Annotated in this window: 19 protein-coding genes and 1 other RNA gene; 16 read left to right on the plus strand and 4 right to left on the minus strand. The window is 42.2% G+C overall.

What is annotated here, in order from left to right; translation table 11 throughout:
* The first annotated feature begins 2 nt into the window (after nucleotides 1-2).
* The 11 genes from B6A27_RS07680 (at nucleotide 3) to B6A27_RS07730 (ending at nucleotide 8836) form a co-directional block, all read left to right on the plus strand.
* Nucleotides 3-1358, plus strand: coding sequence for an acetyl-CoA carboxylase biotin carboxylase subunit (locus B6A27_RS07680; RefSeq protein WP_080861086.1), 1356 nt, complete (start codon nucleotides 3-5; stop codon nucleotides 1356-1358).
* 85 nt (nucleotides 1359-1443) lie between these two features.
* Nucleotides 1444-1656, plus strand: a complete 213-nt coding sequence (locus B6A27_RS07685; RefSeq protein WP_066149044.1) for an acetyl-CoA carboxylase biotin carboxyl carrier protein subunit — start codon at nucleotides 1444-1446, stop codon at nucleotides 1654-1656.
* Nucleotides 1657-1668: 12 nt separating this feature from the next.
* A complete protein-coding gene (locus tag B6A27_RS07690; protein ID WP_066149043.1) occupies nucleotides 1669-2577 on the plus strand; it encodes a hydroxymethylglutaryl-CoA lyase in 909 nt (302 codons plus the stop codon).
* 17 nt (nucleotides 2578-2594) lie between these two features.
* The gene (locus B6A27_RS07695; protein WP_080861092.1) at nucleotides 2595-3374 is read left to right on the plus strand and encodes an enoyl-CoA hydratase; all 780 of its coding nucleotides are present in this window, start codon (nucleotides 2595-2597) and stop codon (nucleotides 3372-3374) included.
* Nucleotides 3375-3388: 14 nt separating this feature from the next.
* Nucleotides 3389-4936 (plus strand): acyl-CoA carboxylase subunit beta, encoded by a 1548-nt coding sequence (locus tag B6A27_RS07700; RefSeq protein ID WP_080861094.1) that lies wholly within the window; start codon nucleotides 3389-3391, stop codon nucleotides 4934-4936.
* Between the two features lie 56 nt (nucleotides 4937-4992).
* Nucleotides 4993-5183, plus strand: a non-coding RNA gene (ssrS, locus tag B6A27_RS07705) — 6S RNA.
* A gap of 272 nt (nucleotides 5184-5455) precedes the next feature.
* Nucleotides 5456-5899 (plus strand): MarR family winged helix-turn-helix transcriptional regulator, encoded by a 444-nt coding sequence (locus B6A27_RS07710; protein WP_080861096.1) that lies wholly within the window; start codon nucleotides 5456-5458, stop codon nucleotides 5897-5899.
* Between the two features lie 4 nt (nucleotides 5900-5903).
* Nucleotides 5904-6542, plus strand: coding sequence for an HlyD family secretion protein (locus tag B6A27_RS07715; RefSeq protein ID WP_080861098.1), 639 nt, complete (start codon nucleotides 5904-5906; stop codon nucleotides 6540-6542).
* A gap of 145 nt (nucleotides 6543-6687) precedes the next feature.
* Nucleotides 6688-8241 (plus strand): DHA2 family efflux MFS transporter permease subunit, encoded by a 1554-nt coding sequence (locus B6A27_RS07720; RefSeq protein WP_369824156.1) that lies wholly within the window; start codon nucleotides 6688-6690, stop codon nucleotides 8239-8241.
* 173 nt (nucleotides 8242-8414) lie between these two features.
* Nucleotides 8415-8585 (plus strand): DUF2639 domain-containing protein, encoded by a 171-nt coding sequence (locus tag B6A27_RS07725; protein ID WP_080861100.1) that lies wholly within the window; start codon nucleotides 8415-8417, stop codon nucleotides 8583-8585.
* Nucleotides 8586-8629: 44 nt separating this feature from the next.
* The gene (locus tag B6A27_RS07730; protein ID WP_080861101.1) at nucleotides 8630-8836 is read left to right on the plus strand and encodes a DUF6501 family protein; all 207 of its coding nucleotides are present in this window, start codon (nucleotides 8630-8632) and stop codon (nucleotides 8834-8836) included.
* A 213-nt stretch (nucleotides 8837-9049) separates the two neighbouring features.
* On the opposite strand, the gene B6A27_RS07735 is transcribed toward B6A27_RS07730, so the two are convergent.
* The 3 genes from B6A27_RS07735 to B6A27_RS07745 are packed head-to-tail and all read right to left on the minus strand — an operon-like array spanning nucleotide 9050 to nucleotide 12806.
* Nucleotides 9050-10192, minus strand: a complete 1143-nt coding sequence (locus B6A27_RS07735; RefSeq protein WP_080861102.1) for a Ger(x)C family spore germination protein — start codon at nucleotides 10190-10192, stop codon at nucleotides 9050-9052.
* Nucleotides 10192-11718 (minus strand): spore germination protein, encoded by a 1527-nt coding sequence (locus tag B6A27_RS07740; RefSeq protein ID WP_080861103.1) that lies wholly within the window; start codon nucleotides 11716-11718, stop codon nucleotides 10192-10194. The genes B6A27_RS07735 and B6A27_RS07740 overlap by 1 nt, the downstream gene beginning before the upstream one ends.
* The gene (locus B6A27_RS07745; protein ID WP_080861104.1) at nucleotides 11718-12806 is read right to left on the minus strand and encodes a GerAB/ArcD/ProY family transporter; all 1089 of its coding nucleotides are present in this window, start codon (nucleotides 12804-12806) and stop codon (nucleotides 11718-11720) included. Before B6A27_RS07745 ends, B6A27_RS07740 begins: the two co-directional genes overlap by 1 nt.
* A gap of 281 nt (nucleotides 12807-13087) precedes the next feature.
* On the opposite strand from B6A27_RS07745, the gene B6A27_RS07750 reads away from it, so the two are divergent.
* Together B6A27_RS07750 and B6A27_RS07755 are read left to right on the plus strand one after the other, a co-directional pair.
* Entirely contained in the window at nucleotides 13088-13963 is an 876-nt protein-coding gene (locus tag B6A27_RS07750) for a DMT family transporter (RefSeq protein WP_080861105.1), read from the plus strand.
* 25 nt (nucleotides 13964-13988) lie between these two features.
* The gene (locus B6A27_RS07755) at nucleotides 13989-14894 is read left to right on the plus strand and encodes an EamA family transporter (protein WP_080861106.1); all 906 of its coding nucleotides are present in this window, start codon (nucleotides 13989-13991) and stop codon (nucleotides 14892-14894) included.
* Between the two features lie 317 nt (nucleotides 14895-15211).
* On the opposite strand, the gene B6A27_RS07760 is transcribed toward B6A27_RS07755, so the two are convergent.
* On the minus strand, nucleotides 15212-16462 hold the full coding sequence (locus B6A27_RS07760; protein WP_080861107.1) for a sensor histidine kinase: 1251 nt from the start codon (nucleotides 16460-16462) through the stop codon (nucleotides 15212-15214).
* A gap of 827 nt (nucleotides 16463-17289) precedes the next feature.
* Here B6A27_RS07760 and B6A27_RS07765 point away from each other — a divergent pair.
* The 3 genes from B6A27_RS07765 to B6A27_RS07775 are packed head-to-tail and all read left to right on the plus strand — an operon-like array spanning nucleotide 17290 to nucleotide 20259.
* Nucleotides 17290-17676, plus strand: a complete 387-nt coding sequence (locus B6A27_RS07765) for a GntR family transcriptional regulator (protein ID WP_044741631.1) — start codon at nucleotides 17290-17292, stop codon at nucleotides 17674-17676.
* The gene (locus tag B6A27_RS07770; protein ID WP_080861109.1) at nucleotides 17673-18572 is read left to right on the plus strand and encodes an ABC transporter ATP-binding protein; all 900 of its coding nucleotides are present in this window, start codon (nucleotides 17673-17675) and stop codon (nucleotides 18570-18572) included. Before B6A27_RS07765 ends, B6A27_RS07770 begins: the two co-directional genes overlap by 4 nt.
* On the plus strand, nucleotides 18547-20259 hold the full coding sequence (locus B6A27_RS07775) for a DUF6449 domain-containing protein (RefSeq protein WP_066149032.1): 1713 nt from the start codon (nucleotides 18547-18549) through the stop codon (nucleotides 20257-20259). Before B6A27_RS07770 ends, B6A27_RS07775 begins: the two co-directional genes overlap by 26 nt.
* Nucleotides 20260-20530: the final 271 nt, after the last annotated feature.

Consider the following 20530-nt stretch of genomic DNA (forward strand, 5'->3'; position numbering starts at 1 on the left):
GCATGTTTAAAAAAGTGTTAGTGGCGAATCGGGGAGAAATTGCAGCACGAGTCATTCGAACATGCCGGCGGTTAGGAATTCAGACGGTAGCGATATACTCAGAAGCAGATGCTGCTTCTCTCCATGTCAAATGGGCAGACGAAGCTTATTTAATCGGAAAGCCGCGTGTCAGCGAAAGTTATTTGAATATTGAAAAAATTATTGAAATCGCCAAAACGACGAAAGCGGAAGCGATTCATCCAGGATATGGTCTATTGTCGGAAAATCCGGCGTTTGCGCGTCGTTGTGAAGAGGAAGGAATCGTATTTATCGGGCCGAATGCGGATGTAATTGCGAAAATGGGAAGCAAGATTGAGTCGCGGAAAACGATGGCAGAGGCAGGTGTGCCGATCGTTCCAGGCATTTCGTTTCCGCTGCAAAATGTTGAAGAAGCAATGAGCGCGGCAGCGGCAATCGGTTATCCCATTATGTTAAAGGCATCTGCCGGTGGTGGCGGCATCGGCATGCAAATCGTCCATAATGAGGAGGAATTGCGCAAAGCGTTTGAAGGCAACCAAAAGCGGGCGACTTCTTTCTTTGGCGATGGGGCGATGTATTTGGAAAAGTATATTCAGAACCCTCGCCATATTGAAGTTCAGCTTCTTGCGGACCGCCACGGGAATTATGTGTATTTATGGGAGCGTGAATGTTCGATTCAGCGGCGCCATCAAAAGGTGATTGAAGAAGCTCCTTCCTTGTTTTTAGATGAGCAAACAAGAAAAAAAATGGGAGAGACAGCGATTCAAGCTGCCAAATATATCGGTTATACAAATGCAGGAACGATTGAATTTCTTGTTGACGAACAGAAAAATTTCTATTTTCTTGAAATGAATACGCGGCTTCAGGTAGAGCATCCAGTAACGGAGGAAATCACCGGTTTGGATCTTGTCGAAGAGCAGCTGCGCGTCGCTGCCGGAGAAAAGCTTGGCTATAGCCAAGAGCATATCCAGCGCCGAGGGCATGCCATTGAGGTGCGGATTTACGCGGAAGATCCAAAAACCTTTTTTCCATCCCCAGGAGCCATTACGGCCTTTCAATTGCCAGAAGGAGAGCATATTCGCAATGAAACAGCTGTTCAAAGCGGAATGGTGGTAACGCCGTTTTATGATCCTATGATTGCGAAATTAATTGTGAAAGGCGAAAACCGAAAGGAAGCAATTGATCGCATGTTGCAAGCGCTCGACAGCTATCAAATTGAAGGAATTAAAACAAACATTCCAATGCTAAAAGAAGTATTAACGCACCCGGAATTTCAAGCGGGGCATACGACAACAGATTTTGTCAATCGTCATTTAAGCAATATTTCGATCAAAAAATAAGAGGCTCATGAAGTCTTCCACTTTTCTTCATTAAGAAAGTGGAAGACCTTCGATCATCAAGATTAGGAAATGGAGGAATAAAAAGATGAATCAAATTGTGGCAACAATGGCGGGAAATGTATGGAAAATTGTTGTTTCTGTTGGCGAAAAAATTGAGGAAGGGCAAGATGTCGTAATTTTAGAATCAATGAAAATGGAAATTCCCATTGCTGCAGAAGCAAGCGGAGTCGTTAAAGAAATTCATGTGCAAGAAGGCGATTTTGTCAATGAAGGCGACATTTTGCTTGAATTGGAATAAGAGGTGAGGAGCGTGGGCAACTGGCCGAAACACGTAACAATTAAAGAGGTAGGTCCTCGTGATGGACTGCAAAACGAAAAGACAGCCATTGCGACTGAAGATAAAATTGCTTGGATCAATCAGCTTTCCAAAACAGGGTTGACGTACATTGAAATCACATCATTTGTTCATCCAAAATGGATTCCGCAGCTCGCTGATGCCTTCGATGTTGCAACAGGAATTGAGAGAGTTCCTAGTGTTACATACGCTGCACTTGTTCCGAATCAAAAAGGGCTCGAAAAAGCTTTGGCGGCTCAAGTGGATGAAATCTCAGTATTTATGTCGGCAAGTGAGACACACAATCAAAGAAATATTAATAAATCCATCTCCGACACCATTCCTGTCCTAACCGCTGTTGTTCAGGAAGCAAAGCGTGCTCAAAAAACCGTTCGCGGCTATCTTTCAACGGTTTTTGGTTGCCCATATGAGGGGGAAGTTTCCGTTGAACAGGTAGCCGCTATATCAGAGCGGTTGTTTGAAATGGGGGTGGATGAGCTTTCGTTAGGCGATACGATCGGTGTTGCTACCCCGCGCCAAGTGGAAGCTGTACTCAACTCACTTTTAAAGAGATTTCCAAAAGAAAAACTAGCCATGCATTTTCACGATACGAGAGGAACCGCTTTAGCCAATGTACTGATTTCATTAGAAATGGGCATTACAACCTTTGATAGCTCACTCGGCGGATTGGGCGGCTGCCCATATGCTCCAGGAGCTTCCGGAAATGTCGCAACGGATGATTTATTATATATGCTTCATGGCATGGATATTGCTACAGGCATTGACGCCGCGCGGCTAACGGAAGCGGCGCTATTCATTCAAAACAAGATCGGTCGAGCGCTCAGTAGCCATCAGTTACAAACCATCGATTCGTGTTTGTCCTAATGAAGGAGAGTGATTGAATGGAACCTTCTATTCTCTATGAGGCGGCGAATGGAGTGGCGGTGCTGACCTTGCATCGCCCGCAAGCAGCCAACGCTTTGTCCACTGCGATGTTAAACGAGCTGAAGCAAAAGCTTGAGCAATTAAAATTTGATCGCTCGATCCGATGTGTAATTGTAACAGGAAGTGGAAGAAAAGCGTTTTGCGCTGGTGCAGACTTAAAGGAACGCGCCAGTATGACTGAAACAGAGGTGAGAAAAACGGTGGCGCTGATTCGCGATACGATCAATGAAGTTGAACAGCTGCCAACACCGACGATTTGTGCCATGAATGGCGTTGCTTTTGGCGGTGGCCTGGAATTGGCGTTAGCCTGTGACATCCGCATTGCCTCTGATCATGTCCAGCTTGGATTAACCGAGACATCGCTTGGCATTATTCCGGGAGCCGGCGGAACTCAGCGGCTTCCGCGTTTAATTGGAAAAGGAAAAGCAAAAGAGCTCATTTTTACGGCCAAGCGGCTAACAGCGGCGGAAGCGGCCCAGCTTGGAATAGTAGAGTATGTTGTTCCTGATGAGCAGTTAATGGAAAAGGCGAATGAACTTGCCGAACAAATTATTCAAAATGCGCCGATCGCTGTTTCCCAAGCTAAAATAGCCATTAATCGAGGTCTGGAAGTCGATTTATATACAGGCTTGAAGCTGGAACAGATGGCTTACGAGATGACCATTCCAACAAAGGACCGTTTAGAAGGGCTGCAGGCCTTTAAAGAAAAACGGAAGCCTGTTTATAAAGGAGAGTAAAGGAGGAAGTGCGAGTGATCAACGAGCAAGCAAAAACGTTGACTGAGAAATTGACGGAGCAAATTGAAAAAATTGAACAAGGTGGAGCCATAAAGTATCATCAAAAAAATGCGGAGCAAGGCAAGCTATTTGTACGGGATCGTCTAAAGCTGTTATTTGATGATGGAATGCAATTTGAGGATGCTTTATTTGCCAATTGTCTTGCTGATGGTCTGCCGGCTGACGGGGTGGTAACGGGGGTCGGCAAAATCAATGGGCAAACCGTATGTGTAATGGCCAATGATTCAACGGTAAAGGCCGGGTCTTGGGGATCACGAACCGTAGAAAAAATCATTCGCATCCAAGAAACCGCTGAAAAGCTTCGATGCCCGATGCTGTATTTAGTAGACTCTGCTGGAGCGCGCATTACCGATCAGGTGGAAATGTTTCCCGGACGCCGCGGGGCAGGACGCATTTTTTACAATCAGGTGAAGCTGTCTGGAAAAGTGCCGCAAATCTGTTTGTTATTTGGTCCATCGGCAGCCGGTGGCGCTTATATTCCTGCTTTTTGTGATATCGTCATTATGGTTGAAGGGAATGCTTCGATGTATTTAGGATCGCCGCGAATGGCCGAAATGGTCATTGGCGAAAAAGTAACGCTCGAAGAGATGGGTGGAGCGCGTATGCACTGCAGTGTTTCAGGATGCGGAGATGTGCTTGTAAAAACAGAAGAAGAAGCGATCCAATTTGCACGCAAGTACTTATCTTATTTTCCGGCCAACTTCGCTGAAAAACCTCCGGTTGCCGAAGCAAAGCCAGCGAAGAGCTTTGAAAAAACCATCGAGGATATTTTGCCGCTGAATCAAAATGCACCGTTTAATATGTATGATTTGATTGAGCGTTTTGTGGATGAAGACTCTTTTTGCGAAATCAAAAAGCTATTTGCACCTGAATTGATTACAGGACTTGCTCGCTTGAATGGACAGCCAATTGGCATCCTTGCTAACCAGCCGCGCGTCAAGGGCGGTGTCTTATTCCATGATTCGGCTGATAAAGCAGCCAAATTTATTACTTTATGTGACGCCTTCAATATTCCGCTTTTATTTTTAGCCGATATTCCAGGATTTATGATCGGCACAAAAGTGGAAAGAGCAGGAATTATCCGACATGGAGCGAAAATGATTTCAGCGATGTCAGAAGCGACGGTTCCAAAAATTTCAGTTATCGTGCGGAAAGCGTATGGGGCCGGTCTTTATGCGATGGCTGGTCCAGCCTTTGAACCGGATTGCTGCTTAGCATTTCCTAATGCGCAAATTGCCGTGATGGGACCGGAGGCAGCTGTTAATGCGGTATATGCCAATAAAATTGCTGAGCTTCCTAAAGAAGAACAAGCAGCCTTTATTGAACAAAAACGGGAGGAATATCGCCGCGATATTGATATTTATCGCTTAGCGTCAGAGATGGTCATCGATGGCATTATCGCGCCAAATCAGCTGCGGGAAGAATTGACTCGCCGCTTTGATGCCTATATGTCGAAATACATCGTCTTTTCGGAAAGAAAGCATGGAGTGTATCCGGTGTAATAAAAAATCAGGAATAGATACTTGCAAAGTTGCAAAAGATTATGTATGATAATAATCACCTGCTGCGTTGTACGTGACAGAATGAAGTTTCAACCGATGACTGTAAAGAGGGAGTTCCATATCGAAACGGGAATGTCATGCCTCGATAATCGGATGCGGAGGACGACAAGAACGTTTCTGCGAACACCCACCTAGTGGAGTGTGGTTGAGAAACTCCATTCAGAAAACGGCAAATCGCGGCATCTTTATTCGATCATACAAAAGCCGATCTCTTTCAGAGGTCGGCTTTTTGTTATATTGATATAGGTAAATTTTTATCTTTTTTGACAAAATTTTTATTTGTCTGAATGAGATCTTATTACGATAACAGTAGTTTTGCTTGTTTGATAAAGGACATACTAATCTCTGGAATGATAAAGACAAGATAGTTGATTTTTAATAAAAATATGCTATAATCAATTTTCGTATGAGAATAATTCGTATTGAAATTATTTAAATTGAAATGAAAGGAGGGAATCAATGAATCCATTAGGGCGTGACTTGATGTATTCTGTTTTTCGGATTCAAAAAGCGCTGTATCGTCTGGTTCGCGAGGATGCAACGCGAGTGGGGATCACAGAGCTGCAGCTCATTATTCTTTACACGCTGTTTAAACAAGAGAACGTCCGTTTAAATGATCTGGCGGAGAAGTTAAATATGAGCAATAGCACGGTCAGCGGGACAGTGGATCGATTAGTCAGTGCAGATTTAGTAATGCGCGAAACATCTAAAGAAGACAGGCGCGCTGTAACCCTATACTTAACCGATAAGGGCCGAAAAAAGCTTAAAGAAGCGTTCAATGACGAGGATTCGGCACTGTTTCGACAGTTAAAACACTTGACAGATGTAATCAGTAAGGAAGAGTTAGAGCATCTCATATCGCTTCATGGCACTATTCGAGACATTTTGCTAGGGGAGGAATAAACGAGTGAATACAAGACGTCTCATTACATTGAATATCATTGTTCTTATTTTACTTGTAGCCGGCGGCTTTGCGGCCTATTATTATGTAAACGAAGCGACGAACTATATTAAAACAGATAACGCCCACGTTGACGGACAGCAAATTGTGATTGCGTCTCCCGTTTCAGGAAAGCTGACAAATTGGTCTGCCGATATCGGAAAAAATTTTCGTAAAGATGATAAAGTTGGGGAAGTATCCGACGGAGAGCATACAATCCCTGTGACAGCGCCACAAAATGTTACGATTGTTCAGCAAAGTGCTGTAGCGAATTCTTTTGTGGCTGCCGGGACAGCGTTGGCGCGCGGATATGATTTAGATGACCTATGGGTTACTGCGAACATCAATGAAACCGATATAGAGGATGTAAAGGTTGGTCAAGACGTTGACATTTACGTTGATGCTTATCCAGATCGGAAATTTACAGGAACGGTCCAAAAGCTTGGCTATGCGACAGCAAACACATTCAGCTTGCTTCCAAGCTCCAATAATACAGGAAACTATACAAAAGTGACACAAGTTGTCCCTGTTACGATTTCCATCGATAACTACAGCGGAGCGGGACTAGTGCCGGGCATGAATGTCACCGTTCGCATTCATAAGTAGGTGATCAAGCATGTCTAGCTTTTTCATAGCCTATATTGTTTTTTCTGTTTTCGTACTTGCTGCATTGAACTATGTAGTAAAGAGAAAACGGAACGTCGCTACCCGTGCAGTTAGCGATGGAGCGGACGTTGCTGCAACTCCGGCGATGGAGGCAGAAGAACAGCAGCAGCAGCCTCCTTCTGCTTCAGCTCATCAAGAAGAGTTAGGCAGCCGCGGGAAAGTAGTCGTCACCATCATGCTTGGCGCGTTCGTTGCCATTTTAAATCAAACATTAATCAACGTGGCATTGCCGCACATGATGAATGATTTTAATGTAGAAACATCGACAATCCAATGGCTGGTTACCGGATATATGCTAGTCAACGGCGTTCTGATTCCGATCAGCCCATTTCTAATCGCAAAATTTCCAACCAAAAAGCTGTTTCTCTCAGGAATGGCGTTTTTTGCGATTGGCGCGCTCATTTGCTCCTTGGCGCCTTCCTTTGGCGTGATTTTAACCGGACGCTTAATTCAAGCGGTTGGCGCGGGAATCATTATGCAGCTCATGATGGTCATTATGCTAAATATTTTCCCTCCTGAAAAACGGGGAATGGCAATGGGGACTGTGGGAATTGCGATGATGTTCGCCCCAGCGGTTGGCCCGACATTATCAGGATGGATTGTCGAGCATTATTCATGGCGTCTGTTGTTTGATATCGTTCTGCCAATTGCTATAGTGGATATTATTTTAGCGTTTATGTGGATGAAAAATACGCCGAAAACAGCCAATCCGACGTTGGATGTTCGGGGGGCCATTTATTCCACTCTCGGCTTTGGGGGAGTGCTGTACGGCTTTAGTGAAGCAGGAAGCAATGGCTGGGGGAATACAGAGGTAGCCGTTTCCATTGTAATTGGTGCCATATTCTTGGTTCTATTTATATGGCGCTGCTTTACAGTGGAGCATCCTATTTTGAATTTACGGGTATTTAAATATAATATTTTCACCTTAACAACTGTCATTGGCTGTGTCATTAATATGGCTTTATTTGCCGCAATGGTGCTGCTTCCGGTTTATTTGCAAAATCTTCGCGGTTTTACTCCGTTGGACTCCGGTTTGCTTTTACTGCCGGGAGCCATTGTCATGGCGATTATGTCGCCGATTTCCGGAGCCATCTTTGACCGGATTGGCGCTAGATGGCTAGCCATTGTTGGGCTTGTTATTACAGTTGTTACGACATGGGAATTTAGCCGATTGACGATGGACACACCATATTCGCATATTTTATGGCTGTACATTTTCCGGATGTTTGGCATGTCCATGCTATCGATGCCAATTATGACAGCAGGATTGAATGTGCTGCCGCGTCATTTGTATAGCCATGGAACGGCAACAGCGAATACGCTGCGCCAAGTTGCTTCTTCCTTGGGAACTGCTTTTCTTGTGACGGTTATGTCGAATCGCTCCAAGTTTCACGCTGAAAGCTATCGAAATGAAATGACACTGAATAATCCGACGATAGCAGACCTAGTTGCTCAATTGAAGCATTTAATCCCAAGTGATGAAGCCGTCACTCAACTGTTGTACGGAATGGTGCAGCAACGTTCAGCTGTTGAAGGAATTAACGATGCATTCATAGTAGCAACAGGACTTGCTTTTTTAGCGTTGATTTTATCGTTTTTCTTAAAAGGGAAAAACAAAGATCGCGCCTCATCGGTTTAACAAAAAGGGGAGTGCAGCCGATCTTTGCTTCGGAAAACCACTTCTGTTGCCTTGCTGTGAACAACAAAAAATGCGGAGAAGCGTAAACAGCTTCTCCGCATTTTTTGTTCTATCATATGTGCGGTGAACATATAGTATAGGAAAAGTTGCGGAAAAAGAAAGGAGAAGTTTTTATGGCCCATTTTGGTTCAAAAGGCTGGCTTGTTCAACAGCTAAAGGGTATTGGCATTCGCCGCCACCCGATCGGACAGAAGAAGGTAGAAGCGTACAAGGCTTCCGTTTTATATGGTCTGTATCAAAAATATGCTATCAAACGTGTTGATCCACAAGAAAAAAAAGCTTAAAATAAAACTAACAATGACCATACAATAAAGGAGAGCAATACGAAATGATTCATCAGACATGGCTAAATCGCCCAACGATCAAAAAAGTAACATGTGTACATACAAATGCAGAAAAATATGTTGTGAATCGTGTATTAACTGAGGGAAAGACGTATGACGTCAAAAATGAAACGGAAGAATTTTACTTTATTGTTGATAACACAGGCCAAGTAGGAGGATTTTATAAAGAGTATTTTAAAGAGGCGAATTAATCGCCTCTTTATTTATTGGAAAAATGTATGATGTTTAGCTTGATGGGAACGACCTGTATAAACGCATTTCACAGATGGAATGCATGATGCTAAAAAATAGTGGTCAGACATGGCAGCATCGGTTTGTTTGGTCGTCTATTCGTGCGGCAAAGGCTGACCACTGCTTAAAAAATGCTAAAGGGGAAGAGGTATTCAAAAAAATGCTATTTCAGGTTACTTGGTAAATTTCCGTTCTCCTGATGTACTGATGGATAGCTTGACTTTAACGTCTTTTAATGTATCTTTCTTTAACGGCAGGGCATTATCTACCGTTATTCTTTTCCAAGCATCAGGGTCTGCTTGATATAATACCTCGGACAAATTTAATATGTCAATATGATGTTTTCGTCCCAGTTCATATAGATCTTTGATTTCTTTTTCAATCGTTTTTTGAGCAAGGTCGATAAGCTCTTTTTCGGTTAATGGCTGTAGTACTTCAATAATGCTTCCTTGCACCTTAAGTTGAACGGTAAATTCGGGTGTATCTTTGTTCATTTTATTATAAGAAATTTTTGCTTTTGGCCCAAGTACAATGACAGAGGCGACGACTCTTTTGCCTTTTTTAATATAAATTGGCGTTCGGGAGATCTTTTCTTCTACCCAGCGAATTCCCATAATTTTAGAACGGTTAAAGCATTTTTGCACCTCGTGCTGGCGCATAAAGCAGATGCCGGATAAGGTAAGCATCGGCTTTTTTTGATGATTTTCTTCCCATGTTTTTTCCGAAATTCCCAAATAAGGAACTCTTGCGGTTTTTCCCGGTTCGTTTAGGTCGGCTTCGAAGCGGTTCAAACGAATGGGCCGGATAAAAGAGCTTTGCTGGAAAAGATCCTCCGGATTGCCGAGCAAGGAGAAATAAACAGATGTTTGCAATAACGGAACGGTAGCAAAAAGCTTGTCTAATGGTTCTTTTGTTGCATACACCCATAATGTATGGCGAATTTCATTATATCGATCAATCAAATCTAAAACATCCTTAACAGGTTTTGCTTTTAAAGCACGCTCCGTAAAGACAATCCCTTTGATTTGCCCCCATGACACCATTTGTTGAATGGAAGGATAAATATTATCCGTGACAATATTAAAGGTTTCTCCTGTTGCTTTTCCTACTGCCGTATCTACTCTTTGTTGCCCGCCGCCGGCATTCGTTTTAGCCAACCCGGTAAAATTGATGAATTGCACATAGACGATAAATTTATGGTCTTTATAATCCACTCCCATCGCATGCACATAGACAACGTGGTCAATGTCCTTTGTTCCCCAGCATCCGGTTAATAATGTAAGAGAAAGCAGCAAGGGGATGGCCCGTTTTAGCATTAGTTGTTCTCCCCTTTTGATGTATTGTCCCTTGGATGCACTACTTCCGCTCTATTTCTAAATCTTTTCCAAACAATGGTAGTCAATACTTTTAAAATATCGCGTGTAGGAGGTGAGAGTGGTGTTAAATAAGGGATTCCAAATGTTGTAATATTGGCCACATAGGTTAATAACAAAAAGAGAGAAACGATAAATCCGAATAAACCGAAGAACGCAGAAAAAACAAGAACGATAAACCGCAATAACGTAACGACACCAGATAGATTTTGGTTGACGAGCGTAAATGTAGCGACGACGGAAATCGCCGTTACAACAAGTGTAGGCGGTGCGGCAAGCCCAGCGTCGATCGCCGCTTGCCCGATAATGAGCCCACCAACAACAGATAAGGTTTGCCCGATCGCGATCGGCAGCCGCATCCCGGCTTCCTTAAAAATTTCGAACAGCCCAAGCATTAAAAACATTTCCAATGTAACTGGAAGAGGAACACCCTGGCGAGAAAGAACGACAGTAGCAAGCATAGTAAACGGCAGCTCATAAGGATGGAATGCTGTTAAGCAAACCCAAAATCCCGGCAGATAAATCGCTAAGGAAATCCCCAGCAGCCGCAATATTCGTTGGAAAAAGACAAAGATAAAAGCGGTATTGTTATCCTCTGATGTATTTAACAAAAAGGTTAAATTCGCTGGACCGATCGCGGCTGTCGGTGCGCCGTCAACAAGGAGGACGAAGCGACCGTTTAATAGGCAGTTTACAGCAAAATCGGCTCTGCCAGTGTAGCTGAAAGTCGGAAATAAAGAAAAACGGCGATCGGCAAGTAATTCTTCAAGCTGATTTGTACCTGACATAATATCAATATTGAGATTCAATATTCGTTTTCTCGCTTCATCAATGATTTGTGTATTGGCAACATCTTTAATATATAATAACCCAACTTTTGTTTGGCTTCTTGTCCCGACAATAAATAGCTCATAAGATAGTTGATGGGATTTGACGCGTTTGCGGATCAGCGCGACGTTTTTAGAAATTTCTTCGATAAATCCATCCTTTGCCCCTCTGATCGATACTTCTGTATTCGGTTCTTCCGGGTTTCGATTTGGCGGATTGGCCAGGGTTAGCGAATATAAAACATCCGCTTCTTGAAAATACACGAGTAAATCGCCATTAAATAAAATGTAGTTCATATCATCAATCGTTACTTCTTTTCCAAGAAGATCCATAGGCATTAATTTATTAGCCTCGATTTCCTCTACCGTTTGACAAGGATAGTCGCGGCACATTTCACGAAACATAGGAAAAATCACTTGCCTAAGCTGCCGCGTATCACATAATTCTTCACAATACACAAAGACAAGCGTCAGCGATCCGCTGCTGCTTTTGGCTGGTTGAATTTTAGATGTCAGAATGGCCACATCTTTACAGTTAGAGTAAAAATAGCGAAGCGATTCTTCGGTAACCAGCAATGTTTCTTTACCGCTATGATCATTGTTTTTTTGCGCGGATTGTGCGGCTCGTAACGGAATTTGCATTATGATCCTCTCCTTGTTTTTATGTATGAAATGAATGCTAATATCCCGAGCAAGCCAGATAGGCTTAACATGAAATATAAAGAGAATGGCAAAATAAAACGATTTAATAGATGCAAAAATTGCGGATCACTTACAGGAAGAAGTGAAAGAGCACAAATGACCACATAGACAAAAATCAAAATCCAGCGCCGTGTTTGTTTGTTCGATACCGCGAACAGCTCAGGGATTAACGTTGTGGCAAATGAAATGCGAATAAATGCACCTGAGAGCCATTGATAAATGGAAAGAAAATCAATATGTTCAATATAGGTTCCTAAGTTCACTAACCGCCATTGCTCAAAGGCGGGATAACGCAATACTCTTGCGCTTCTTGGACCAAATTCAATGATGGCGCCGATTGTCGGACCGATGCTTAAGCTGGCTGCGAAAATGCCAATAAAAATAAGTCCAAGAAACGGAAATTTTGGCTGCAAACGGTGCTGCATAAACAAGATCATGATAATTTCCGCATAGCCTGCCCCTGTATAAATCATTCCCTTTAATACCGGATCCCATCCGTTTTCCATAATGGGCTTTAGCAAGGAATAGTCTTTGTGCGGTACCGTAGAAAGCATGACTAAAACTCCAAAAATCACGACGAACGGCAAAACAATGCCGGATGTTTTCGCGATGGAATCAATGCCTAGATAGGCGTTGTAAAAGCAAAGTCCTACTAATAAAAGGATAATGATCCAGCTTGGTGTTGAAGTTAAATACGTTGTTGTTGTGAATGTAACCGTGTCTTTTAACGTGACATAACTGATGATGACTAATAATAACGTGCCGGAAAATGACACAATATATGCGATCACGCTAGAGAATTCGTTTTTAAGCCAGATGAATAAATTGGTTTGTTTGGACTGTTTCATAATGAAATACAAGAGGACCATCCATACAGGCAACAGTCCAAGTGTTAAGATGGCTGAAATCCACGCATCGCGATGGGCGGCATCCAATAAAAGCGGGATGACGATCACGTGGTCCATCAATCCGACGGATAACAGAAAAATAAATAACACCTGTACGATGCTTAACGGATAATGGTTCACAATCGGCCACCTTCTTTCGGAAATCAGAGAATTTAGGATACTAGTTTTTCCCGGTAAAGGAGAATATATTCTTTGCGAAAAATAGGTGTGGAAAAGAAAGAAAAATTTGATACAATGAAACAAAATATAAATTTGGCAGAGGAGGAAGAGGAATGAAAAGAACATTGTTTGAAAACGATCAGCCAGCCGCTTGCTTCTAAGACGGGGCAAGCTGGCGTATAGGTATGCTCCGTCTTGCGTGCAGAGAATGATCTTTAACGAAAGACGGAGGTTGATAAACGATGAAAAAAACATTGATGGGGGCTTTGTATTTATCGGTTGCATCAAGCATTTGGGGAGGAATGTATGTCGTCAGTAAATATGTGCTCGACTATGTTCCGCCGTTTACACTGGTGTGGTTGCGCTATGTGATCGCTTTTACCGTTTTGTTTGGCGTCTTACAGCTGCAAAAAAAGCGAGTTTCTGTGAAAGCAAATGATTGGAAGTGGATTGGCTGGATCGGCGTCATCGGCTATTTTATTTCTATCTCCCTGCAATTTATTGGAACAAAACTGTCGGATGCGCATACGGGAGCGCTCATTACATCCGCTACCCCGGCTTTTATTGTTTTATTTGCTCGCTGGCTGCTGCATGAAGCGATCACTGTAAGAAAAATCGCAGCTCTTGTGTTAGCGACAGCTGGGGTCATTGTTGTCATTGGTCTCAGCGGTGGAAAAGAATCATCGATTTGGGGCAGTGTGATATTGGTCGGAGCAGCGCTTACTTGGGCGCTGCTGTCAGTGTTAGTAAAGATCGCTTCCGCTCGGCTTTCAACGTTAGTTATCACAACTTACGCGATTTTTGTGGCACTTATTTGCACCACTCCAATGATGGTATGGGAGCTTGTGAGACCATCTGTTTTTTTGCTTCATCCGCCTATCGTTTTTGGTGTGCTGTATCTTGGTGTGGTGTCTACAGCAGGAGCCTTTTTCCTTTGGAATAAGGGAATGGAAATGATGGATGCGGGAGTCGGTTCCTTATTTTTCTTTTTCCAGCCGCTTGTCGGTTCCCTATTTGGCTGGTTATTTTTACATGAACGGCTGAGTGAAGCATTTTGGTATGGCGGTGCTTTGATCATTGCCGGAGTAGTGATTGCTGTGCTCGACGAAAAGAAGTAGTTCTGGGCGACATGGGAGGAGAGAAATGGTGTCGAGTCGTGCCAAAGGATTAATAATGGTTATATCAGGTGCGGCGCTTTGGGGATTGTCTGGAACGGCGGCGCAAGTATTGTTTCAAGAAAAGCAAGTAACGGCGGAATGGCTTGTTGCGGTAAGGATGCTGCTGTCAGGGATCGCTTTGCTTGCTATAAGTGCATATAAAAAGTTGCATCCTTTGTCGATTTGGAAAGAAAGAAGCAGCGCCAAGCCATTATTATGGTTTGGCCTAGTCGGAATGCTTGGCGTGCAGTATACGTATTTTGCTTCGATTGCTACAGGTAATGCCGCTACCGCGACATTGTTGCAATATTTGGCGCCGATTTATATTGTGCTATATTCCATCATAAAAGAACGACAAAAGCCGTCTAAAACAACGAGCGGAGCCATTTTGCTTGCAATTGCTGGCACATTTTTGCTAATGACGAATGGAGCGGCCAATGAGTTAACCGTCTCATTGGTTTCCGTGATTTGGGGAGTGCTTTCTGGCGTAGCTCTAGCATTTTATACATTGTCATCTGCGCTGCTATTGAAAAAATGGAATTCGCTGATCGTCGTGGGTTGGGGCATGATGATTGGAGGAGCGGCGATGTGCCTTATTCTCCCGTTTATTTTTTCGACGAATATCATTTTTGGAATGGATACATGGCTTTTAATTCTATTTGTTGTTGTTTTTGGCACATTGATTGCTTTTTTGTTATTTGTAGAAAGCATTCGTCATTTATCGCCTACAGAATCAAGCTTGTTATCAAGCGTAGAGCCGCTGTCTGCTGTGGCAGCCTCGTTTGTATTTTTGCATGTTTCTTTTGGAGAATGGCAAATGGTAGGGGCGTTATGCATTATTGGCACGGTAGGGATGCTTTCAGTTAAAAGGGTGCAAAAAAGCATTTCATAGCATCTGCGTGCTTAAGGACGGAAACGTGAGCAAAGAAGCCGCGCGCATGTATTCGGCTGCTTCGTATAACTATGTATATGGAGAAAGATGAAGCATAGGGAGTTTAGTTGCTCCCTATGTTTCTTTTTTTGTTCAAGATGTTTTTTCGATATAAATTCTATATGAAGCAGCAAGAGAATTGGTGATGATGCTTGAAGTTGGTATCGTTTTTTGGCTTTGACCTTATCAGAACATGGATTTTTACACATACCGTTCGATCTTTAAGTTGTTAAATCAGGAGTAAAAGGCTATTGACGTTATCTATCCATTCACGCGGATCAAGCTTTAGGAAACATGATGGTGGTCAATGTTCCGTGGCCGACTTCACTTTGAATCTGCCACGTTCCGTTCATCGTCTCAATTAATTTGACTGCAACCATGGATCCTAATCCCGTTCCTTTTTCCTTTGTACTAAAATAAGGTTCACCAAAACGGCTGATTTGTTCTTTGGTCATGCCGATCCCTGTATCTTGGACGGTAATAATAATCCCGTTCTCTTGAACCGTTGATGAAACAGTGAGTATACCGCCGTTCGGCATCGCTTCAATACTATTTTTCATTAGATTAAGAAAACATTGTCGAAAGTGCTGGGCATTGCCGATGATCGACCCCGGCTGCAGCTTTTCTTCAATTTTGATTCCATTCATTTGTGCGATCGGCTGAAGCATATGAATGACATAGCATAGCTCCTGGTCGACCATTAATGGTTCTGTTTTATTGGTCGATGGCTTGGCAAATGTTAAATAATCATTAATAATCGTCTCCGCCCGATGAATCTCCTCAAGAGCAATATGCATGTATTCGTCTTGAGTCTCCTTTGGAACAGACTGTGATTTCATTAATTGAATAAAGCCTTTCACGACAGTCAATGGATTGCGCACCTCGTGGGAAATGCTTGCAGCAAGCTGGCTGACGATTTCCATTTTTTCTACTTTAATGAGCTTCGACCGCATGATAATTGCTTCCTTCAATGTTTCCATAATGTAAACAACAAACAACATTCCGAACGGAGGGATGAGAATAAAATCGACAATATAAGATTGAGTCACTTGAAAATCAGAGATGGCTATCGCAATTCCTGTTGTCAAAACAGCGAGAAAAAAGGTTAGGCAGACCGAAGTATATAGCTTGCTCGTCCGGTTTAATCGCTGAAAAGCGGGAGAGACAAGGGCTGCCACGATAAACATCGTTACATAAACGACGACAGTTAAAAATTGAAATCCATAAAAAACAGACCGAACAATCAGCAAAATAAAAAGCAATGCGCCGCCAGCTATTCCTCCTCCATACAGTGTACCAATTAAGAAAGGAATTTGCCGTAAATCGTGGATGCAATTATCTGCGATGTAAATGGGAAATTTCATACATAACAATAGGGAAAAGCCTGTACAAGCTATAAAAAGCCATTGGCTTTGGCGAGAATTTTCTTTCCAAAGCTTACCGTGATCATAGATGAAATAATAGACAAAAATGCTGGACAAAATGTAGAATAAGTTGTTTAAAAGGTTTTGGTTGATATATGCCCCCATTATTAGATCCCCTAACTAATGAACTCTAACAATAATAATTATACGAAAAGAAGAAGGAATGAAAATAGCCTTTCCTAATAAGCAAAGAAATTGTTTAAAGAATTTTTGAATCTCTTATTTACAAATGAGCGGTTTGGCTTCTCTTGCATTTTCCCGAATTCCACCAGTAGCCTATTCGTTTTTTAAATAAACGGCAGACAAAGCACTCATCATTGTCTTTGATATAAAAGGCAGGTCTGGGGAAAGCGTTCCAGAAGAGGGATGAGAAAGCCAAAATTTTACTTCATTTGCTGTATGTATATAAATACAGACGGATGCTTCCATGTAGAAGCCCACCCCTTTCATCTTTTTCAGTTGACTTATATGCTTATGTATATCGGGTTATAGATACCATGAGAAGATGAGACGTCAAAAGTAGAATCCTATTTTTTACGGACAGAGGCAAGTCACGGTTCTATCTAGCTAATTTTTCAACATCCGTAAATCCTTCTTTGCTATTCTTTCTGCTCGTTTTGTGCCGCATGTCGATTATTTAAGTGTTCCTATATGACCGTACGAGGGTCATATGGAGGAGTGAATGATGAAACATCTTTCTTATATCACAGGAAATATATTCCTGATGATAGGAGAGAAAGGCAGAAGAAGCAAGCCGCTTTTATGAAGTGAAGCAGGATCGATTTATAATTTGTTAACATTCTATCACATCCGTTGATTTTGGGATATGAGTTGATGAATAAAGTTTTTTATTAAGAAAAGTTGCTTTTTTAGCTCAACTGTACTATGATTTATATTACAGTTAGTACAGACGTGAGAAAGGAGGAGGGGAGATGTTTGAACTTGATATTCGCAGTCGTCAGCCAATTTATGAACAATTAGTTGAAAAAATAAAGGAATTCATTATTCATGAAGTGTGGGGCCCAAACGAACAGCTGCCGTCTGTCAGATTATTAGCGAAGGAGCTAACGATTAATCCGAACACGATTCAAAAAGCGTATCGTGAACTTGAGCATCAAGGCTATATTTACTCCATTCCCGGAAAAGGCCATTTTGTCGCTACACAGCCGGAAGAAGTCAGTCGTGAAAAATTAGAGACAGCTAAGCAGCAGTTGCTGAAGCTTTTATGTGAGGCGTTCTATATTGGAATGAAGAAAGATGCCATTTTATCTCTAGTAGATGAAGCGGAACAAATAGCAGGAGGAGGAGATCCGCGATGATTGAAATTCATCATGTCCATAAAGGATTTGAACAGGTAGAAGCGGTCAAAGATGTAAGTCTGCATGTTCAAAAAGGCTCGATTTATGGACTTCTCGGTTCAAATGGTGCCGGAAAAACAACGTTGTTAAAGATGCTTGCCGGCATTTATAAACCGGACGACGGCGATATTTTTATTGAGGGAGAACCGATTTTTGAAAATGTTAAGCTAAAGAAGAAACTGCTGTTTTTACCTGATAACCCCTATTTTTTTCCACATGTTACAATCCAGCAAATGGCCCAATTTTATAGAGACGTTTATCCTGGCTGGAATGAAGAACGATTTTGGCAGCTACAGGAATGGTTTTCGATCGATGTACAGCAAAAAATTCAACGCATGTCGAAAGGAATGCAGCGCCAAGCAGCATTTTGGCTCGCCTTTTCCGTTATGCCGGATGTATTGATTCTTGACGAACCTTTTGACGGGTTGGATGCCGTGATGAGAAAAAAGATGAAAAACTTACTTGTACAGGATGTGGCGGAGCGGAATATGACGGTTTTCATTTCATCGCATAACTTGAGAGAGGTTGAAGATCTTTGTGATCATGTCGGTATTTTGCACAATGGTGAAATGATTATGGAGAGGGAGATTGATGATTTAAAAGCAGATGTTCATAAAATTCAAGTTGCTTTTCGCGACGGTATTCCTTCTTCTTTTCTTACCGGTTTGCAAGTCGTTTATCAAGAGCAGCGAGGCAGTGTCCTTTTATGCATTGTTCGAGGCAATCGTGAAGAAGTGGATGCGTATATTCAGCGATTTGCGCCAGTCATTTTTGATGTACTACCGCTTACTTTAGAAGAAATTTTTGTTTATGAAATGGGGAGGGTCGGGTATGCTATCGAAAGCGTTATGGTTTAACCGTTCTATCTGGCTGCAGCACTTTCGGAATATTGGCTGGATTGCGATTGTCCATTTGCTTCTATTATTAGCAATCGTTCCACTTCCGATTATGATGGCCTATACAAATGGCAAAAATCAATTAGATTATCTCAGAGGTCTTAAAAATGTATTTGATATTTCCGCGCCGTTTCAGGGAATGCTCGTTTTTACGATTCCGGTTTTGTTAGGGATTTTTTTGTTTCGCTATATGCACGTAAAACAGTCGGCTGACTATATGCATAGTTTACCGTTTCGTCGTGAATCATTATTTACACAACATATGATGCTCGGCGGGATGATCCTGCTTGTTCCACTTGTTTTTACCGCTTTAGTAGTGTCTGTTTTATGTTATTGGTTGCCACTTGATCGCATTGCATCGGCTGATATTGTACTATGGATAGCGGAAGTATTTTTGATGGAAATGTTTGTGTTTGCTGTTAGTGTTTTTGTCGGGATGCTGACAGGAATTTCGGTGCTTCAAGGTATATTTGCCTACATTTTATTTTTATTTCCAGCAGGAATTTTTGTTCTCGTATTAACGAATATGAGATATGTATTAGCCGGGTTTGCTGCTGATTATTATTTAAATGCTAATATAGAGAAAATCGTTCCATTTATTCGATTTATAGAGCTGAGTATGCGAGATTTTAGCTTACAAGAAGCGATAGGCTACCTCTTTTTAACAGGATTATGTATCGTCATGGCGTTATGGATGTATAGGAAGCGCCCTAGTGAAGCAGCCAATCAGGCGCTTGCTTTTCCGATATTGCGCCCGGTGTTTTTATTTGGGGTCCCTTTCTGCTTCATGCTTGTTGGGGGGATATACTTTAGAGAAGTAATGAATGGCAGCTTCGGCTGGATTCTATTTGGTTATATGGTCTTCTCCATTATCGGATTTTTGGTTGCGGAGATGGTGATCGAGAAAACATGGCGCGTCTTTCATAAATGGAAAGGATATGTCTACTTTTTGCTGCCTATGCTGCTTGTTGGCACTGTTCTTTATTTTGATCTGACAGGATATGAAAAACGAATGCCAAAGCTCGCCGATATTGAAAAGGTATACTTTGGTGATTCCGTGTCTCGATTTGACATAGATACGCAGCAAAGGGAAAATCATTCATTGATAGAGCAGCCCAATCAATTTTTAAGTAGTAAAGAAAATATTCAAAATGTATATATTTTTCACGAACAACTCATTGCCAATAAGCCGACACTGCCTTCACCGTTTGCCGATACTAAACGTGTCGTCATCGGATATGTTTTGAAAAATGGGGATCGCCTCATTCGAGTATACGATGTGCCTACCGATCCATACATGCCTTTTTATAAACAGATCATTGAATCAAATGAATATAAGCAAAATTACTATTTTATTTTGCGAGAAAAAGAAGTGGCGCCAATCCGTCAAGTAACTATTATGATGGGAGATGAAAGATTCAAAGAAATCGTGCTCAGCGATCCAAAGGAGATAAGCGGATTTATGGAAGGATTAAAAAACGATCTGAGACAGGAAAGTGCGGAATCCATACTGAAAAACCATGAATCATGGGGAACGATTGAGTTACTCCAAAGCGATGGAGATATTATTTATGTTACGTGGAAAAAAACATATGCCAATATCGAGAAGTGGCTGTCCCGGCAAAAATTACTTCCCAATCACAGGTAGCAACAAAAACGATTGGCTAAACTGAGAAGAGCAAAGAAATAAGGATCGACGGGTGTAGGTTTATGAACGGATCTGGAAGCGGCATGGCTCAAACTCTCGTCACACGTTTGTAAAACGAAGGCAAGTCTGCGGATTGGCCTTCGTTTTATTTTCTTCAAATGGGCGGATTGGCTTGTTATCCGCATAGTCGCTTAGGGCAAGCAGAAGCAATGATTTTCAGTGATCAGCGCGTCATCTAGCTATGAATGCGCTTAATCTTTGTTCAATGAGC

This window comes from Anoxybacillus sp. UARK-01, assembly GCF_002075365.1.
Taxonomy (GTDB): Bacteria; Bacillota; Bacilli; order Bacillales; family Anoxybacillaceae; genus Anoxybacteroides; species Anoxybacteroides rupiense.

What these genes read in the sequence shown, in the direction of transcription:
- B6A27_RS07680 (WP_080861086.1), top strand. Translation starts at nt 3, where the DNA reads ATGTTTAAAAAAGTGTTAGTGGCGAATCGGGGAGAAATTGCAGCACGA.
- B6A27_RS07685 (WP_066149044.1), top strand. Translation starts at nt 1,444, where the DNA reads ATGAATCAAATTGTGGCAACAATGGCGGGAAATGTATGGAAAATTGTT.
- B6A27_RS07695 (WP_080861092.1), top strand. Translation starts at nt 2,595, where the DNA reads ATGGAACCTTCTATTCTCTATGAGGCGGCGAATGGAGTGGCGGTGCTG.
- B6A27_RS07710 (WP_080861096.1), top strand. Translation starts at nt 5,456, where the DNA reads ATGAATCCATTAGGGCGTGACTTGATGTATTCTGTTTTTCGGATTCAA.
- B6A27_RS07720 (WP_369824156.1), top strand. Translation starts at nt 6,688, where the DNA reads ATGGAGGCAGAAGAACAGCAGCAGCAGCCTCCTTCTGCTTCAGCTCAT.
- B6A27_RS07725 (WP_080861100.1), top strand. Translation starts at nt 8,415, where the DNA reads ATGGCCCATTTTGGTTCAAAAGGCTGGCTTGTTCAACAGCTAAAGGGT.
- B6A27_RS07730 (WP_080861101.1), top strand. Translation starts at nt 8,630, where the DNA reads ATGATTCATCAGACATGGCTAAATCGCCCAACGATCAAAAAAGTAACA.
- B6A27_RS07735 (WP_080861102.1), bottom strand. Translation starts at nt 10,192, where the DNA reads ATGCTAAAACGGGCCATCCCCTTGCTGCTTTCTCTTACATTATTAACC.
- B6A27_RS07740 (WP_080861103.1), bottom strand. Translation starts at nt 11,718, where the DNA reads ATGCAAATTCCGTTACGAGCCGCACAATCCGCGCAAAAAAACAATGAT.
- B6A27_RS07750 (WP_080861105.1), top strand. Translation starts at nt 13,088, where the DNA reads ATGAAAAAAACATTGATGGGGGCTTTGTATTTATCGGTTGCATCAAGC.
- B6A27_RS07755 (WP_080861106.1), top strand. Translation starts at nt 13,989, where the DNA reads ATGGTGTCGAGTCGTGCCAAAGGATTAATAATGGTTATATCAGGTGCG.
- B6A27_RS07760 (WP_080861107.1), bottom strand. Translation starts at nt 16,462, where the DNA reads ATGGGGGCATATATCAACCAAAACCTTTTAAACAACTTATTCTACATT.
- B6A27_RS07765 (WP_044741631.1), top strand. Translation starts at nt 17,290, where the DNA reads ATGTTTGAACTTGATATTCGCAGTCGTCAGCCAATTTATGAACAATTA.
- B6A27_RS07770 (WP_080861109.1), top strand. Translation starts at nt 17,673, where the DNA reads ATGATTGAAATTCATCATGTCCATAAAGGATTTGAACAGGTAGAAGCG.
- B6A27_RS07775 (WP_066149032.1), top strand. Translation starts at nt 18,547, where the DNA reads ATGCTATCGAAAGCGTTATGGTTTAACCGTTCTATCTGGCTGCAGCAC.